Below are 14,684 nucleotides of genomic sequence, written 5' to 3' on the forward strand. Positions count from 1 at the left end.
GTTCGCGGTACACCGAGAAAAACGCCAGTGTCGCAAAACCGAAACGGCCACCGCCGCCCACCAGGCTGCTCTTGATGTAATCCTGCCAGGCCGCCGCGTGGCGACGGTCGTGCATCCACACGCCGAGCCAGAGCACCATGACCGCGGCGAACAACGCCGTCGCACCTTCCAGCAATTCACGCTGCGAGCCGCTGACATCAATCACGTACGCCGCCAGTGCCCAGGTCGCCAGACCGGCCAGCAACGCCAGGCCCCAACCAACGTTGACGCTGCGCACCGCCGATTGCTGGCCGGTGTTGCGCAGGAAGGCAAGGATCGCCGCCAGCACCAAAATCGCTTCCAGACCTTCGCGCAGCAGAATCAGCAGTCCGGAGATGTAACTCAAGGACCAACTCAGGCCATCACTGCCCAACAGGCCGGCAGACTCTTTCAACTTGGCTTTGGCCGCCTCCAGACGCTCTTGGGCCTGGGCCACCGGCAAACCGTCCTGCAAAGACTGACGGTACGCCATCAGCGATTTTTCGGTGTCCTTGCGCACGTTGGCGTCGACGTTGTCCAGCGAGCTTTCGACCAGTTCGAAACCTTCCAGGTACGCCGCCACCGACAGGTCATAGGCTTGGTCGTGATCGCCGGCACGATAGGCCGCGATACTTTTGTCCAGCGTTGCAGCGGTGTAGTCGAGCAACTGCGCCGGGCCACGCTTGACCTGCGGCGGTTGCGCACGCTGCGCACGGAAAGTCGCTGCCGCTTGCGGGCCTTCGGCAGCCAGCACTTCGGCTGGGGTCTGACGGGCCAGGTCGGCGATGTTGTAGGTCTTTTCAGATGCGGCTGCGGCCGGATCGGCACTGAAACCGGCGATGTAGGTCGCCAGGTCCCAGCACTGACGATCGTCCAGCTGGTCGGCGAAGGCCGGCATGTCAGTGCCTTCGACACCCATCCCCAAGGTGTTGTAGATCGCGTACAGGCTCAGGCGATCCAACCGCGCGGCATCGCGCAGATTGGCTGGCGGCGGCGTCAGGCCGACACCGGCTGGGCCATCACCGGCCCCCGCATCGCCATGACAGACCGAGCAATGCTGGGTGTACATCGACGCACCACGGGCTGGATCCGGTGTAATGATTGGCGCCTGACTGACCTCATAGGCCACCGCCAGCTTCGCACCGAGCTGCCGTGCCTGACGGGAAACGTCCGAGCCGTCCTGCCGCGCAGCAATGGATTTGCGCAGTGTGCTGACACCCTGCTCCAGCACCGCTTTTTCCGGCTTGGCCGGCAGGCCGGCGATCAGGCCTTGCAGGACCTTGCTGAATTCCAGCTGCTCGCGGTATTCAGACTCATTGATGACTTTGCCGGCCTCGACCGACTCCGGGTAATCGGCGCCGATGTAATCAAGCAAATGCAGCGCTTGCGGCGCACCTTCTACGGTGTCGGCCAGCAGATTGGAACTGCACAAGGCAAACAGCGGCAATACCAGCCAGGCCAAGAAACGGGACGGGGCAGTCATGAATGAATCTCAATTGGAAATACGAAGTAACACATTGTTCACTTCGAATGAGTTTCGCTCAAGCTTTGTTGTCTGAAACGCCGTCGCAGACCTCGAATGGTGTTTTTGCCAGATGATGGCATCTTTATGTTTAGCAGCAATCAAAAAGCCATTACTGCGCCACCTTCCCTGTCTATAATGACGAGCCTTCAATTGATCGATATGGCACTCAAAGCTCCTCTGCTTATGAGGAATTGGCAGGACGCCCGTCTGCGCCGATAGGTCCAAAAAGCCCGACCAGCAAGCGCGGCTGATCACCATTCACGGAAGAAGTACCTATGGCCTCCCGCGCCCTTGCAGTGATTGCGGTCAGCGCTGTCACGCTCCTCTCCGGCTGTTCGGTGTTTCGCAACTACGACTCGGAGCTCGCACAAACCAACATGCAGCTGGCTTCCGGCAATATCGATGCGGCGCTGACCCTGCTGGAAAAGAACAACTTCGGTGCAGACAAGGACCTCCTCTACTACTTCGAGAAGGGTGAACTGCTGCGCGCCAAGGGCGATCTGTCCGGCAGCCAGAACGCCTGGAACAGCGCCGATGTCGTGGTCGGTCAATGGGAAGAGTCGGTCAAACTCGATGCTGGCAAGTACCTCGCTCAGTTCGGCAGCTTCCTAGTGAACGACAAGGTCCGCCGCTACGAAGGCTACGACTACGAAAAAGTCATGCTGACCACGCAAATGGCCCTGAATCTGCTGGCCGTCAACGACTTCGACGGCGCACGTATCGCGATCAAGAAAACCCACGAACGTGAAGCGGTGATCGCCGACCTGCGCGACAAGGAATACCTCAAGAGCGAAGAGGAAGCCGATAAGGTAGGCATCAAGACCGAGTTAAAAGACTTGTATGGCTATCCCGTCGCCAGCCTCGACGCACCTGAAGTGGTTGGGCTGAAAAACAGCTACCAGAGTGCCTTCAGCCATTACCTGGCCGGCTTCGTCTACGAAGCCCTGGGCGAAAAAGGCCTGGCCGCACCGGGTTACCGCACAGCAGCCGAACTGCGCCCGAACACTCCGCTGCTGGAGCAGGCATTGAAGGATCTGGACCAGAAAAGTGCCGAGGACGAAGACAGCGACATCCTGATCGTCGTGCAAAGCGGGCTGGCGCCGGCCCGGGGCTCGATCCGCTTGCCACTGACTCTGCCGATCAGCAACGGCGTGGTGATCGCTCCGCTGTCCTTCCCGGTCATCAAGCCAGATACCTCCACCGCCCCGCTCACCCAGATTGGCGTGGACGGTCAGCAACTCACCCTGACGCAACTCAACAGCATTACCACCATGTCCCGCCGCGCACTGCGTGACGACATGCCTGGCATCATTGTGCGCACCACTGTTCGTGCGGCTACCCGTGGCGTGGCGCAGGAAAAGATCCAACAAGTCAGCCAGTTGGCGGGCATGGCAGTCGGTTACAGTTCAACCGTGCTCGAAGGTGCCGATACCCGTACGTGGCGCACCCTGCCGGACAACACCCATGTCGTGCGCCTGCGCCTGAAGAAAGGCGAGCACCAGGTCGCGGTTGGAACGACAGTGCTCAAGATCACCGTTGACCAGCGCTATCAAGTCATCAGCCTGCGCGCCGTGGGCAACCAGGTCTTCGCCAGCGGCCTGGCCGTTCACGCGACCCCGAGCGCCAGCCCGACAGCCGTGGCCAGCTTCAAACAACTTTAATTACGGAGTCTTCCCATGCGCTTCAAACTCATCGCTGTCGTCATCCTGGCCTTGTTGGCCGGTTGCGCCACAACAGCCGCCAGCAAGGTCGTGGCCTTGGGCAAGCTAAGGGACATTGAGGTCGACGCCATGCGTGTCGCCCGGGAAAACGGCTTCATTACGGTCAATACACAGCTGAGCAACACCAGCTCCGACAACAAGACCTTCTACTACCGCTTTGCCTGGCTCGACCCTGATGGCTTCCCGGTTGCCGAAGAAGAAACCTGGAAGAGCCAGATGATGTACGGCGAGCAGACCCGCTTCATTCAGGCCATAGCGCCCACCCCCAAGGCCGTGGATTTCCGCCTGGAAATCAATACGCCTTAACACCCTATTCGTTCAGCTTCAGAGAGCATTCCCATGTTTGTACGCTTTTCGATTATTGCCGCTATCGCCCTCCTGGCCAGTGGTTGCGCCAGCAACCACCCACCGACCCTGGGCAGCAAGAACACCAGCTATGGCGACACCAAGGCTGTGGAAACCATCACCAACGAGTTCAGCTCCACCGACCTGCAGATCATCGCCGAGTCCATGACCCGCTCTCTCGCCCAGTCCGGCATTCTGCGTGGACGCCCGGTGGTCCAGGTCTACGACGTGAAGAACAAGACCAGCGAATACATCGACACCCGTGAAATCACCACCACCATCAAGACCCAACTGATGAAATCGGGCACGGCACGCTTCTCCAGCGACAACGCCGACATGCAGAACCAGGTTGATCAGATCCAGCTGCAAAACCAGAGCGGTCTGTACAAGAAAGCCACCGTGTCCAAGATCGGCAACATGATCGCCGCCAAATACCGCCTTGAAGGTTCGATCAGCTCGATCGTCAAGCGCAGCAGCGAGTACAAGGACGTCTTCTACAAATTCAGCCTGCAATTGATCGACGTTGAAAGCGGTCTGGCCGAGTGGATGGACGAAAAAGAGATCCGAAAAACTACGGAGCATTAATCAATGCGCGCATGGATTGGGATGATGGCCCTGGCTTGCACGTTCAGCGTGCAGGCGGCCCCGAAAGTCGCAGTAACCGACCTGGCATACGAGGAGCGCGTGGAGCAGTACATCCACACCGTTTCGTCCAAGGACAATTACCGCGAGGGTGAGTACAGCTCCAGCGGTTCTTCGAGCTACGACTCGTTCGAATCCAAAACCAGTTACATCGAGCAAACCGAGCTGCGCAAATTCACCGGCGACATCAAGGGCCAGATGCTGCGCTCCGGAATGTTCCAGCTGGTGCAAGGCAAGCCGCACACCGCCGAATCCAAAGTCGATATCTATGACGTGATCGAGCGGATCAAGGCCGGCAACTTCGAGGGCGCCGACTATGTACTGTTCGGCACCTTGTCGGACGTAGACTTCAACAGTGATGTCAATGAGATACCCAACACCAACAGCTATTCCTCGGTGCTGGCACTGACCCTGGTGGCGGATTTCAGCCTGATCGACACCAAAACCTTCGAAATCACCTCGGCCTTCACGGCGATGGGCGAAGGCCAGGACACCAAGTTGACGAACCATCGGGACGCGAAGATCTCACAGAGTCGCCCACGGTTGGTACGTGAGGTGTCCAAGTCCCTGGGGGAAGATGTGGCTCGTCAGTTGAGCGAACAACTGGGTGGCAGCGGGAATGAGCAGCAAGAGCAGGCGCCGTTGAGCAATAACCTGCCAGAGGATACAGAGCCGGTCATTTTGCGCTGATCCCTTGAACGAAAAAGGCGACCTCAAGGGTCGCCTTTTTTGTGCCTGGCGGTTTTACACCGCCGCTTTGCGCAGCGTCGCCATAAACGCCGCAGCGCCAATGAACAGCCCGGCAAACGTGCGGTTCATGCGTCTTTGCTGCTTGGGCGTGCGCAACATGCGCAGCACTTTGGACGCCAGCCCGGTGTAACCGGCCATGACGATCAGGTCAACGCAGACCATGGTTACGCCGATGATCAGGTATTGAACCAGTAATGGCGCATGCGGGTCGATAAACTGCGGCAACACCGCCAGCATGAACACCAGGGCCTTGGGGTTGCTGATGTTGACCAGGAAACCGCGGAACACCAGGGCCATCGGCTTGCCGATCTGACGCACCGCCGCGTCATCGCTCATGTCGCTGGGCAGTGCGCGCCATTGCTTGATCGCGAGATAAACCAGGTACGCCACGCCGAACCATTTGATCGCATAAAAAGCGCTGGCCGACGCCGTGAGGATCGCGCCGACACCGGCACCGACAATCGCGATCTGCACCGCCAGGCCCAATTGCAGGCCCAGGGCATTCCAGTAACCGCGCCAGAAACCGTATTGCAGACCGCTGGACATCGACGCAATGGCGCCGGCGCCGGGGGACAGGCTGATCACCCAGCAGGCGGCAAAAAACGCCAGCCATGTTTGAAGCTCCATCGCACACCTCGACTCAGACTCGTAAACAGATGTCTAAGCTAATGCGGCTTTGGGCCGATGACCATCGTTTTTTTTGCAGGATATTGCGGCGACCGACCAGCGTTTGCAGCTTTGAGGGCTTACTTTTCAAACCCGCTGGAAGGGAATACATCCGTACCGCGCCAGCGTCGAACCGAGCGCTGGAAGAACAGGCTGTTAGGCACCTGAACCATCGCACTGCCGGTCCCAAGCTCTTCAGCTTCGATCAACGTGGTGTAAAGCAGATTGATCGCCACCACCCGACCTTTGACGCCAGGCTTGTCAGTGGTGTCCACCAACTCGACCACATCGCCGAGGCGAAACGGGCCGACGGTGAAGATCAGGATCGCGCAGAGCAGATTGGAGAGCACGCTCCACATGGCGAAAAACGCCACCGCCGCGACCGCGACGAAGCCGGACAACGCGGTCCAGAGCACCGTCGCCGACACCCCGAGGCGTTCCAGCACGAAAATCAGCGCACTGCCCATGATCAGCCAGCGCAGGCCGCCCCGCAGCGGCATCAGCAACTGCGGCGGAAACGGGTAGCGCTCGCCCAGGCGTGTCAGGCATTTCGCGACAAAGCGCTGGGTGAAGTAACCGGCCAACAGAATCAGCAGGATTTGCACGACGAGCCAGATCGGCTCGACCCACACCGCCGGCAGCGGCAGCCTGAACGCCTCCATCAGGACAGCGCCTCCAGCTCCGCCTGCATGCTTTCAAGCAATTCCAGGGCTTCCATCCAGGCTTCTTCCAGTTCGGCTTCACGCACTTTCAGCTTGGCTTGCTCGGCCAGCAGATCACGCAGGTCGTTCTTGCGCGCCGGCTCGTAAATGTCGCTGTCGCCGAGGCTGGTATCGATCTTCGCCAGCTTCTCGTGGAGCTTGCCCAGCTCGGCTTCGAGCTTGTCAGCCTCACGCTTGTGCGGTGCCAGTTGCTGACGCAACGCAGCGGCGGCCTGACGCTGGGCCTTCTTGTCAGTCTTGTCCGGATTGACCGGCGTGGTGCTGACCGGGGCGTTGCGCTGACGGTAGTCGACCAGCCAACGGGCGTAGTCTTCCAGGTCGCCATCAAACTCCTCGACCTTGCCGTCCGCCACCAGATAGAAATTGTCGGTGGTGCTTTTGAGCAAATGACGATCGTGGGAGACCACCAGTACCGCACCGCTGAATTCCTGCAAAGCCATGGTCAGCGCCAGGCGCATTTCCAGGTCCAGGTGGTTGGTCGGTTCGTCGAGCAGCAACAGGTTCGGCCGTTCCCAGGCGATCAACGCCAGGGCCAGACGCGCCTTCTCGCCACCGGAGAAGTTCAGCACGGGCTCGTCGATGCGCGCGCCGCGGAAGTCGAAACCACCGAGGAAGTCGCGCAACGTCTGTTCACGCTCGGTTGGCGCCAGACGCTGCAAGTGCAGCAACGGGCTGGCCTTCGAGTCGAGGGAATCGAGCTGATGCTGGGCGAAGTAGCCGACGACGGTGTTCTCGCCACGGGTCAGTCGACCGGCCAGCGGCGAAAGCTCACCGGCGAGGTTTTTGATCAGGGTCGATTTACCGGCGCCGTTGGGGCCGAGCAAACCGATGCGCGCGCCGGGGGTCAGTTGCAGCTTGACCTTCTCCAGCACGGCTTTGTCGCCGTAGCCCAGACGGGCATCGGACAGATCGATCAGCGGGCTGGAAATCTTCGTCGACTCGCGGAAGACGAAGTCGAACGGCGAATCGACGTGGGCGGCGGACAACTCTTCCATCCGCTCCAGCGCCTTGATCCGGCTCTGGGCCTGGCGGGCCTTGGTGGCCTGGGCCTTGAAGCGGGCGATGTAGCTTTCCATGTGCGCACGTTGCGCCTGCTGCTTCTCGTAGGCCTGCTGTTGCTGGGCCAGACGTTCGGCGCGGGCACGTTCGAAAGCGCTGTAACCACCGCGATACAGGGTGATCTTGCGTTGGTCGACGTGGGCCACGTGATCGACCACGGCGTCGAGAAAATCCCGGTCGTGGGAAATCAGCAGCAAGGTGCCGGGATAACTTTTCAGCCATTCTTCGAGCCAGATGATGGCGTCGAGGTCCAAGTGGTTGGTCGGTTCGTCGAGCAGCAGCAAGTCCGAGGGGCACATCAATGCCTGCGCCAGGTTCAGGCGCATCCGCCAGCCACCGGAGAAATCGCCGACCTGGCGATCCATCTGCTCATTGGTGAACCCAAGCCCGGCCAGCAGCTTGCGGGCACGAGCGTCGGCGGTGTAACCGTCGGCGCTGTCGAGTTCCGAGTGCAGGCGGGCCAGAGCGGTGCCGTCATGGGCGGCTTCGGCCGCGGCGAGGTCACGTTGCACCTCGCGCAGGCGCAGGTCGCCATCGAGCACGTAGTCGACCGCCAGGCGTTCGAGCGTCTCGATCTCCTGGCGCATGTGGGCGATGCGCCAGTCGGCCGGCAGGAAGCAATCACCCGAGTCCGGGTGCAGTTCGCCCCGGATCAAGGCGAACAGGCTCGATTTGCCGGCGCCGTTGGCACCGATGAGGCCGGCTTTGTGGCCGGCGTGCAGGGTCAGCTCGGCGTCTTCTAGCAGACGTTGCGGGCCACGCTGTAAAGTCAGGTTCTGAAGTCGAATCATAATGGCGGCGGAGTCTACCAGCTTCGCTCGCAACTGGCGCGAGTAGCACTATGTCCTCTGACCTGTGGAGCTTTTCCCTTGGCACTTACGCCCGTCCCGGCGTTGAAGCCGCGTGCCTGACCCTGCAATCGGCGGGGGTGAATGTGTGCCTGTTGCTGTGCGGGTTGTGGCTGGGCCAGCGCGGGATCGCCTGCAACGAACATCGACTGCGGCAGCTTCGCAACGTGGCGCAGCCTTGGGACGCGGATGTTGTTCAACCGCTACGCGCCTTGCGCATGCGATGGAAAGTCGTCGCGACTGAGGACGCCGAACTGAATGCGTTACGCGAACAAGTAAAAACGCTGGAGCTGGAAGCCGAGCGGCATTTGCTGATGCGGCTGGAGCGAGCGGCGTTGAATTGGCCGCAGTGTGAGGCGACCGATTTATCGGCCTGGCTGGAGGGTGTGGCGGCGGGTGCCGCCCACCTGGACCGCGACGCGCTGCATCAGCTGCGCGTCGCGGCAACCGGCACTTAGGAAGCGCTGGTTGGGGTGGAGCTGGTGCTCGACGGTGCGACAGGCGTTGGCGCCGTGGTGACTGTCGAGGTGGAGGCTGCTGGTGCAGGCGCGGCCGAAGCGGATGGCGCCGGTGTCGCTGGCTTGGCAGCAATTACCGGGGTCGGCTTGGCAACAGCGGCCGGTTTTTTCACGGCTGGTTTGGCTGCTGGCTTGGCAGCTGGTTTTGCAGCCGGCTTGGCAGCGGCAGGTTTGGCTGCTGGTTTCGCTACGGCAGGTTTTGCCGCGGTGGCTGGCTTGGCAGCGGCGGCAGGTTTTGCAGTCGCAGGTTTTGCAGCAGCAGTCCTGGTAGCGGCCGGTTTGGCAGCAGGTTTCGCAGCAGCAGTTTTAGCCACTGGTTTTGCCGCTGGCTTGGCAGCGGTTTTAGCGGCGACTGGCTTGGCAGCAGGCTTCGCAGCAGCAGTTTTAGCGGCTGGTTTTGCAGCCGTTTTAACTGCCGGTTTTGCGGCGGGTTTGGCCGCTGCAGTTTTCGCTACGGCCGGTTTTGCAGCAGTGGTTTTTGCAGCCGGTTTTGCGGCAGCTGTTTTGGCAGCGGCTGGCTTGGCAGCAGGTTTGGCAGCAGCAGTTTTAGCGGCTGGTTTTGCAGCCGGTTTAGCAGCGCTGGCAGCGACTGGTTTTTTCGCCGCAGGTTTAGCTGCAGGTTTAGCCGCCGCTTTCACAGGCGCCTTGGCGGCAGGTTTGGCCGGTGCTTTTGCAGCAGCCGGTTTGGCAGCGGCTTTCTTCGCAGGGGCCGCAGCAGGCTTGGCCGCACGCAAGGACAACGCCTTGGCGACAGCCTCTTGAACACGACCGACGCCCTGGGCCAGTTTCAGGCTTTCCTGGGCATCGCGTTTGAGTTGCAGAATGTAGGCGCGGGTGTCGGACTGACGATCCTTGAGGGCATCGAGCACGTCTTCGAGTTGCTGCACGCCGTCCTTCGCCTTGGCTTGTGCCTTGGCTTTGCCGGCCGCCGCAGCGTCCTGCAATTTGGTGCGGGATTTGTGCAATTTCTCTTGTGCTTTTCCGCGCTGTTTTTCCAGTTTGGCGAGCAGTTTTTCAGCATCAGCCAAGGCTTGGGAACAAGCGGTTTCCAAATGCTCGAGCAAGCTGCCCGACAGTTGTTGGAGTAAGTGCAACGGGGTATTTACAGGCTTCTTGGTGGCCGACATGGTTTACCTCCTGGCTGACGTGGGTGCGGCTCATACTAGACCTCTGCTGCTACCGCCGCTAGGGCATGTTGACAGTATCGAAAGCGTCGCGTTGCAACGGATCGAAAATCTTCTGCGCTTACGCAAAACAAGTTCACTGTCGAACGCATTCACACTGGCATAATCTGCCGCATCTCAGGTCGGAGAGTGCCCATGTCGCGCTACCTTTTTTTATCGCTGTGCGTGTTTTTTTCCATCGCCCAAGCCGCCGAAAAAACCAAGGAAAATGAAGCTCACGATCTCGCTTACAGCCTGGGCGCGAGCCTCGGCGAACGCTTGCGCCTGGAGGTTCCCGACCTGCAACTGCAGGCGCTGGTCGAAGGTTTGCAGCAAGCCTATCAAGGCAAACCCCTGGCCCTGAAAGATGAGCAGATCGAACAGATTCTGACCGAGCACGAAGCGCAGGCAGCCTTGCAGCCGACCCCGCCACAGAGCGAAGCCTCTCTCGAAAAAGAGCATCGATTTCTCGCCGAAGAAAAAACCAGACCCGGCGTTCGCGAACTGGCCGATGGAATATTGCTGACGGAGCTGACACCCGGCACCGGCGCGAAAGCCGGTCCGAATGGCAAGGTTCAGGTGCTGTACGTCGGTCGTCTTCCCGACGGCACCGTGTTCGATCAGAACACCCAACCGCAATGGTTCAGTCTCGACAGCGTGATCAGCGGATGGCGCAGCGCGCTGCAAAACATGCCGGTCGGTGCGAAGTGGCGATTGGTGATTCCATCGGCTCAGGCCTATGGCGCCGACGGTGCCGGCGACTTGATCGAGCCGTTCACGCCGCTGGTATTCGAAGTCGAATTGCGTGGCGCCACCAGCTAAACAGCGGAAACGAAAAACGGCGCGCAAAGCGCACCGTTTTGAGGTGTGGCAGGAAGGGGTTCAGGCCTGAACCGAATCCTCTTCCTTGTGAGCAGTGTGCAGCACTTCGATCAGGCAGTCTTCCAGTTCGAAGCGTTCGTGCAACAAGCCACCCAGCTCTTTGAATTTCTCTGCTACGCATTTGCCTGCGTCACACAGGTCGTTGAACGCGAGCAGCTTCTCGGTGATGACGTCGATGCGCGGGTAGATGGTCTCGGCGAGTTCCAGACCACGCTTGTCGTTGAAAGCCTTGGCCTCCCCCGTCAGCTGTTCGTAGATCTCGAAGTGCCCGGCAGACACGTAATCGACCAGCACGCCGCAGAATTCCTGCAATGGCTTGCGGTTCTCACCCAGCGCCTCAGGCTTGGCGCCGAGATCATCATAGGCCCGAACCAGTTCGTGACGTTCCTGCAACCAGCGATCGATCAGCAGATGCACTCCACCCCAGCGTTCCTGAGCATTCTGACAACTTTCGAGCATGGCGGTCTCTCTTCCCTTGTGGGTCATGCTGCTCTACACCTGTCGCACACTTGAAGATCAAGAGTCGGCCAGGCAGAGCGTCATTCGAGCAACATAATTCCAATGACACGTGCGGGCCAGATTATGCCCGCGCGACTGTGGCTTCAAGGTACGCAGCAGATAAAGTTCATACAAGTGTTTAATCGCCGACCAGCGCCCGGTGCGACGACGTGCCGCTGAGCGGTCGCTGACAAGCGATCCAGACCACGCGCAGCAACTGGTAAACACTCAGGATCGTCATGGCGATGAAGAAGAGCAGACTCCACTCGGGCAGGCTCAGGTCAAACAGCGTCCAGGAAATCTGTGCGCATTCGGCCGTGCCCTTGAACATCTGCTGCACCACATAAACCAAGGGGGTGCTTGCGAACGGGTCCGTCAGGCTGAGCGAGCACGCTGACAGCTGTTGCACCGGATCGCCTTGCAACAACACCTGACGCCACGCCGTCACCGTACCCGCCAGACTGCACAGCAAACCGAGCAGCCAGTACAGGAACGAACCGAAGCGACCGGGGCCATGAACCGAAGCCATCAGGCAGACACCCGTGAGCACCGCCAGGCAAATCCGCTGTAAAAGGCACAGCCCGCAGGGCTTGAGGCCGACTGCATATTCCAGGTAGTAGGAAACGCCCAACGCCAGCGCGCCGGCAATGAAAACCATGAAAAACAAGGAGCGTGAGCAGGCCAACGTCATGGCTTTTCCGTACCAGTAGAGACAAGTGGTTACGGTAGAGGAAAGCGCGGCAGCCTTTCAAGGCAAGCCAGCAAGGACACTTCAGCAGAGGTGTAGGGAATTCCCGACAGAAGCGAGAGGATCAGGTGTAGTCCTCTGTAGGACTTTGCCGTCGAGGCTCTACGAATGTAAGAAAACGTCGCTGCAATACCTACTGCGTGGCGAGGGAGCTTGCCCCCCTCGCCACACAATCAGGCATGAACCGGCGCCGGTAGCGGCGCGGCCAGCAAGCGTTCGTCCAGCAAACCAAGGCCTTCCTGAAACAGCTGGTTGCTGCGCTCGGTGTCGCCCAGTTGCGCCAGCAGCCGAGCCAGCTCGGCACAGGCTTCCGGCTTGCGCTGCACGCGCAGGCTGCTTTCCAGATAGTCCCGGGCCTTGCCCCACAAACTGTTTTGCAGACACAGACGACCAAGGGTCAGCAACAGGCTCGGGTCAGCCGGATGATCCTTGAGCCAGCCCTCGGCGGTCTGCAATTGACGCGCAGAGTCACTGCCGCGAACCAGCCCGTAAAGGCGTGCCAGATGGCTGTCGTAGTTGCGCTTGAGCGCCGTTCGCAGGACCTCTTCGGCCTCAACCTGCGCGCCCAGTTGCCGAAGTTGCTCGGCATACGCCAATACCAGTTGCGGTTCCTGGCGCTGAGCCGAGGTGAGTTGTTGCCAGGCGCGGTTGAGCGATTGCAAACCCACCGTCCCGTCTTCTTCCTGACGCGCAGCCAGGGACAGGTTTTCGCCCCAGGCCCGGCGCTCAAGTTCGGCCAGCTCGGCCGCCGGCAGGACCTTGTCCTTGCGCAGCTCCGGCAGCAGGCGAATCACCGCTGACCAGTCGCCGCGCTGCTGATGCAAGCGTTGCAACTGGCGCAAGGTCTGTACGTTGTGAGGGTGACGCTCATGCATCGCCTGCAACGTCGACAGGGCGCCGTCAGTGTCGCCACGGTCGGTCTGCAATTGGGCATGACTCAGGGCAATCGCCAACTCGGCCTGAGGCTGTCGCTCCAGTGCGCGCTCCAGCAGGTTGTCGCTTTCTTCGTAATGACCTTGTTCGTTCGCCGCGCGGGCAGCGCCGAGGTAGTAAAGCAGCGGCTGGCGCTCGGCTTCGGCGGCACGATGCAGATGACGCTGCGCGCTGGCCCAGCGACCCTCAGCCAAATCCAGCTGACCGTGCTCGATCGCCACTTGCACCCGACGACTGCGATTGCGCCGCGACCATGGGTTGACCACGCCACTGGAGGTCGTCACCAATTCGATCAACGCCTTGATGCCCCAGAACACCAGCCACAGCACCGCCACCAGCGCCAGGGTGGCCCACAGGCTCGATTCGAAACGGAAGCTCTTGTAGGCGATCAGCACGTAGCCGGAATGCTCGGCAATCGCCAGCCCCAACGCGGCGGCAACGGCAATGGCCAGAAACACGATCACATAGAGGCGTTTCATGGCGTGGCCTCCTGCGCGGTGCTTGCGGCAGGTTTGGCCATGGGTTTGATCGAGTCCTCGGCGTTGACATTACGTCGCTCGAGATAGCCCTGAACCGCGCTCAGCGTGCCGGTCAGGTCCGGCGTGACCACGGTGACCGGCTGCTTGCTCAGTTCGCCAACCTGTTCGAGCATCACTTTGCTCTGCGGGTTGTCCGGGTTGAAATTACCCTTGAGCACGTCCCGCGCCTCGGCCAGCGCCTGGGTGTAGACCGCAGCCTGACCATTGAGCGCTGCCCACTGCGCCTGCTCCAGCGCCAGGCTCAAGGCCAGGCGCACCTGACTCAGGCTTTGCCCTGCCAGCAGCGGACGGACATTTTTATCGGCATTGAAATCGATACGGATGTAACGCGAGATCTGATCCCACCACTGCGCCCAACGACTGGCGCCGTCGCCATCGGCGGTCAGACCCAGCAGCGAATCGCCCCGGTCCTTGTACTCAGGAGCCAGCTCGGTGAGGCTGACCACCTGATCACGCAGCGCACCCAGTCGCAGGAACAGGCCGGTGCGATCCGGCTGTTCGGTACTGCGCAAGGCGACCAGGGTTTTCGCCACTTGCTCGCGAGCGGCGAAGGAACCTGGATCGTTCTGTTCGCGAAGAATTTCGTCGGCGCCTTGCACCAGGGCCTGAGCGCTGTTGATGTCCTGCAACGCCGAAAGACGCAGGCTGGCCAGGCGCAGCAAGTGTTCGGCCTCAGCCAGGCGCCAGTCCTTGCGGCTGGCGCCGAGGACGGTTTCCAGGCGTTGATTCAAGCGCTGCTGATCGCCTTGCAGCTGGATCACCAGACGGCTGCGGGCATCGAGTTCTTCGGCGGCAGGCATTTGCTCAAGGCGTGCGCTAAGGCGCTGTTCGTTGAGCTTCAGGCTTTGCGCCTGATCGTTCAACGCCTGCACCTGACTCAACTGCTCCTGCGTATTGGCTTGCAGGTGACGCACCTGCCAGACACCCCAACCGCCCACCGCCACACCGGCGGCGCCCAGCAACAGCGCGACGATTGCCAGCCCATTGCCTCGGCGCTGCTCTGCAGCAGGTGGCGCACTTTCTACCGGTGCATCTACCGGCGCATCGATCAATGGCCGGGAGTCATCTTTAGGCAAGGCTGTTTCGCTCACGTATCCATCCTTTGCA

15 protein-coding genes are annotated in these 14,684 nt (G+C 60.6%); 6 read left to right on the plus strand and 9 right to left on the minus strand.

What is annotated here, in order from left to right; genetic code table 11:
* The coding region (locus KGB27_RS16550) for a cytochrome c/FTR1 family iron permease (protein WP_223555372.1) at positions 1-1,501 on the minus strand (1,501 nt) is incomplete at its 3' end.
* A 317-nt stretch (positions 1,502-1,818) separates the two neighbouring features.
* On the opposite strand from KGB27_RS16550, the gene KGB27_RS16555 reads away from it, so the two are divergent.
* The 4 genes from KGB27_RS16555 to KGB27_RS16570 are packed head-to-tail and all read left to right on the plus strand — an operon-like array spanning position 1,819 to position 4,941.
* Entirely contained in the window at positions 1,819-3,204 is a 1,386-nt protein-coding gene (locus KGB27_RS16555; RefSeq protein ID WP_223434015.1) for a COG3014 family protein, read from the plus strand.
* Positions 3,205-3,219: 15 nt separating this feature from the next.
* Positions 3,220-3,570, plus strand: a complete 351-nt coding sequence (locus tag KGB27_RS16560) for a YcfL family protein (protein WP_192416648.1) — start codon at positions 3,220-3,222, stop codon at positions 3,568-3,570.
* Positions 3,571-3,603: 33 nt separating this feature from the next.
* Positions 3,604-4,194, plus strand: coding sequence for a penicillin-binding protein activator LpoB (gene lpoB, locus KGB27_RS16565; RefSeq protein WP_207284919.1), 591 nt, complete (start codon positions 3,604-3,606; stop codon positions 4,192-4,194).
* A gap of 3 nt (positions 4,195-4,197) precedes the next feature.
* Entirely contained in the window at positions 4,198-4,941 is a 744-nt protein-coding gene (locus tag KGB27_RS16570) for a hypothetical protein (RefSeq protein ID WP_008040655.1), read from the plus strand.
* A gap of 54 nt (positions 4,942-4,995) precedes the next feature.
* Here KGB27_RS16570 and KGB27_RS16575 read toward each other — a convergent pair whose 3' ends face one another.
* The 3 genes from KGB27_RS16575 to KGB27_RS16585 all read right to left on the minus strand — a co-directional run bounded on the left by KGB27_RS16575 (position 4,996) and on the right by KGB27_RS16585 (position 8,239).
* Entirely contained in the window at positions 4,996-5,628 is a 633-nt protein-coding gene (locus KGB27_RS16575; protein ID WP_008024319.1) for a LysE family transporter, read from the minus strand.
* Positions 5,629-5,747: 119 nt separating this feature from the next.
* Positions 5,748-6,329, minus strand: coding sequence for a mechanosensitive ion channel family protein (locus tag KGB27_RS16580; RefSeq protein WP_223555374.1), 582 nt, complete (start codon positions 6,327-6,329; stop codon positions 5,748-5,750).
* The gene (locus tag KGB27_RS16585; protein ID WP_192227485.1) at positions 6,329-8,239 is read right to left on the minus strand and encodes an ATP-binding cassette domain-containing protein; all 1,911 of its coding nucleotides are present in this window, start codon (positions 8,237-8,239) and stop codon (positions 6,329-6,331) included. Before KGB27_RS16585 ends, KGB27_RS16580 begins: the two co-directional genes overlap by 1 nt.
* A 50-nt stretch (positions 8,240-8,289) precedes the next feature.
* On the opposite strand from KGB27_RS16585, the gene KGB27_RS16590 reads away from it, so the two are divergent.
* Positions 8,290-8,754, plus strand: coding sequence for a TIGR02444 family protein (locus KGB27_RS16590; protein ID WP_223555376.1), 465 nt, complete (start codon positions 8,290-8,292; stop codon positions 8,752-8,754).
* Here the strand turns inward: KGB27_RS16590 and KGB27_RS16595 are convergent.
* Positions 8,751-9,941, minus strand: a complete 1,191-nt coding sequence (locus KGB27_RS16595) for an AlgP family protein (protein ID WP_223555378.1) — start codon at positions 9,939-9,941, stop codon at positions 8,751-8,753. The two genes, KGB27_RS16590 and KGB27_RS16595, sit on opposite strands and share 4 nt — an antisense overlap.
* Before the next feature lie 192 nt (positions 9,942-10,133).
* On the opposite strand from KGB27_RS16595, the gene KGB27_RS16600 reads away from it, so the two are divergent.
* A complete protein-coding gene (locus KGB27_RS16600; RefSeq protein ID WP_008040643.1) occupies positions 10,134-10,799 on the plus strand; it encodes an FKBP-type peptidyl-prolyl cis-trans isomerase in 666 nt (221 codons plus the stop codon).
* 60 nt (positions 10,800-10,859) lie between these two features.
* On the opposite strand, the gene rsd is transcribed toward KGB27_RS16600, so the two are convergent.
* The 4 genes from rsd to KGB27_RS16620 all read right to left on the minus strand — a co-directional run bounded on the left by rsd (position 10,860) and on the right by KGB27_RS16620 (position 14,668).
* On the minus strand, positions 10,860-11,318 hold the full coding sequence (gene rsd / locus KGB27_RS16605) for a sigma D regulator (protein WP_150631439.1): 459 nt from the start codon (positions 11,316-11,318) through the stop codon (positions 10,860-10,862).
* A gap of 178 nt (positions 11,319-11,496) precedes the next feature.
* A complete protein-coding gene (locus KGB27_RS16610) occupies positions 11,497-12,048 on the minus strand; it encodes a disulfide bond formation protein B (protein ID WP_008040642.1) in 552 nt (183 codons plus the stop codon).
* Between the two features lie 230 nt (positions 12,049-12,278).
* Positions 12,279-13,517, minus strand: a complete 1,239-nt coding sequence (locus KGB27_RS16615; RefSeq protein ID WP_223555380.1) for a heme biosynthesis protein HemY — start codon at positions 13,515-13,517, stop codon at positions 12,279-12,281.
* A complete protein-coding gene (locus KGB27_RS16620; protein WP_192227479.1) occupies positions 13,514-14,668 on the minus strand; it encodes a uroporphyrinogen-III C-methyltransferase in 1,155 nt (384 codons plus the stop codon). Before KGB27_RS16620 ends, KGB27_RS16615 begins: the two co-directional genes overlap by 4 nt.
* Positions 14,669-14,684: the final 16 nt, after the last annotated feature.

Origin of the sequence: Pseudomonas sp. BF-R-01, assembly GCF_019946615.1 — a bacterium.
Lineage (GTDB): Bacteria > Pseudomonadota > Gammaproteobacteria > Pseudomonadales > Pseudomonadaceae > Aquipseudomonas > Aquipseudomonas migulae.

Excerpts from the sequence above, each read along its gene's own strand:
- KGB27_RS16555 (WP_223434015.1), top strand. The coding sequence starts at position 1,819 with ATGGCCTCCCGCGCCCTTGCAGTGATTGCGGTCAGCGCTGTCACGCTC.
- KGB27_RS16560 (WP_192416648.1), top strand. The coding sequence starts at position 3,220 with ATGCGCTTCAAACTCATCGCTGTCGTCATCCTGGCCTTGTTGGCCGGT.
- lpoB (WP_207284919.1), top strand. The coding sequence starts at position 3,604 with ATGTTTGTACGCTTTTCGATTATTGCCGCTATCGCCCTCCTGGCCAGT.
- KGB27_RS16570 (WP_008040655.1), top strand. The coding sequence starts at position 4,198 with ATGCGCGCATGGATTGGGATGATGGCCCTGGCTTGCACGTTCAGCGTG.
- KGB27_RS16575 (WP_008024319.1), bottom strand. The coding sequence starts at position 5,628 with ATGGAGCTTCAAACATGGCTGGCGTTTTTTGCCGCCTGCTGGGTGATC.
- KGB27_RS16580 (WP_223555374.1), bottom strand. The coding sequence starts at position 6,329 with ATGGAGGCGTTCAGGCTGCCGCTGCCGGCGGTGTGGGTCGAGCCGATC.
- KGB27_RS16585 (WP_192227485.1), bottom strand. The coding sequence starts at position 8,239 with ATGATTCGACTTCAGAACCTGACTTTACAGCGTGGCCCGCAACGTCTG.
- KGB27_RS16590 (WP_223555376.1), top strand. The coding sequence starts at position 8,290 with ATGTCCTCTGACCTGTGGAGCTTTTCCCTTGGCACTTACGCCCGTCCC.
- KGB27_RS16595 (WP_223555378.1), bottom strand. The coding sequence starts at position 9,941 with ATGTCGGCCACCAAGAAGCCTGTAAATACCCCGTTGCACTTACTCCAA.
- KGB27_RS16600 (WP_008040643.1), top strand. The coding sequence starts at position 10,134 with ATGTCGCGCTACCTTTTTTTATCGCTGTGCGTGTTTTTTTCCATCGCC.
- rsd (WP_150631439.1), bottom strand. The coding sequence starts at position 11,318 with ATGCTCGAAAGTTGTCAGAATGCTCAGGAACGCTGGGGTGGAGTGCAT.
- KGB27_RS16610 (WP_008040642.1), bottom strand. The coding sequence starts at position 12,048 with ATGACGTTGGCCTGCTCACGCTCCTTGTTTTTCATGGTTTTCATTGCC.
- KGB27_RS16615 (WP_223555380.1), bottom strand. The coding sequence starts at position 13,517 with ATGAAACGCCTCTATGTGATCGTGTTTCTGGCCATTGCCGTTGCCGCC.